At 70.6% G+C, this 211-nt stretch carries 1 protein-coding gene; it reads right to left on the reverse strand.

The genetic code is table 11. From position 1 onward, the window contains the following. On the reverse strand, window positions 1-211 hold a 211-nt coding region (locus tag ELR45_RS39250; RefSeq protein ID WP_205857345.1), incomplete at both ends, for a hypothetical protein.

Raw genomic sequence — 211 nt, forward strand, 5'->3', positions numbered from 1 at the left:
GGTCGCAGTCACGCACGACACCGGTGACGGGGTCGGTGTAGAGGCGACGGATCCAGATCCTGGCCCGCTCGCCCACGGAACCGCCCACGCTGCCGCCCGCGCTGCTGGGTGTGTTGCTGGGTGTGCCGTGGTTGTCTGCGGGTGCGCCGTCGCTTCCGACGGGCCAATCACGGGACAGCTCGGTGTCGGTGTGGGCGAAGGCGTGTGCGAG

This window comes from Phytoactinopolyspora endophytica (assembly GCF_004138495.1).
Classification (GTDB): Bacteria; Actinomycetota; Actinomycetes; order Jiangellales; family Jiangellaceae; genus Phytoactinopolyspora; species Phytoactinopolyspora endophytica.